Consider the following 835-nt stretch of genomic DNA (forward strand, 5'->3'; position numbering starts at 1 on the left):
ACAGTTACCAGTTCAACTTAGTCAAGCCGCTTGACCATGATGCCGTGCAAGGCGAGAACATTCAGCCGCTGAGTTTTGCTATCAGTGCGACTGATTTTGATAACGACACCACGGAATCAAAAACCTTAACCATCAATGTGATTGATGACGTGCCGGTGATTGATACGGTAGAAGCACTGGCGGTCGACGAAGATGATTTAGTCGGTGGCACAAACCAAGGTGGCGATCCTCTGTTTGATACTGGCAGCTTTGGTACAACGCAAGGCGCTGACCAAGTGGTGGAGTATAAGATTGACCCAGCTACTAACCCCGTTGCTGGGCTGGAATCGCATGGCGTGGCCATTACCCTTGGTGCACCAACCACAGACAGCGATAACAACCATACCTATGTAGCCAAAGCAGGCAGTGTGGAAGTCTTCATCCTGACTTTAAACGCAGATGGCAGCTACCGCTTTGACCTTAAAGCGCCCATTGACCACGCCACAGGTGAAGACAGCAAAGATCTCACCTTCAAGGTGTTAGCAGAAGATTTTGATGGCGATACAGCCAGTAAAGACCTGCTCGTTACATTGACTGACGATGCGCCAGTATTGTCTGGTTTTACCGGACAAACCAATATCGATGAAGATGACATCATCGGTCTAGGCTCTTCTGTGGGTGGCGATAACCCTATTTCAGGCAATTTTGACATTGCTGAAGGGGCGGATGGCATTAAGAGCTATCAACTGACCAATGGCCCTACGGCACTATCAGGTATCGAGTCCGAAGGCAAAGCGGTGGTGTGGGCCAACAGTGGCAATCCAACCACGGTGACGACTGCCGCGGGCACGACTTA

At 50.3% G+C, this 835-nt stretch carries 1 protein-coding gene; it reads left to right on the forward strand.

What is annotated here, in order from left to right; translation table 11 throughout:
• Positions 1-835, forward strand: an 835-nt coding sequence (locus OH461_RS20040; RefSeq protein ID WP_443088483.1) for a T1SS-143 repeat domain-containing protein, incomplete at both ends; no start/stop codon positions are given.

Source organism: Vibrio sp. LaRot3 (assembly GCF_027587025.1).
In the GTDB taxonomy this organism is placed as follows: Bacteria; Pseudomonadota; Gammaproteobacteria; order Enterobacterales; family Vibrionaceae; genus Vibrio.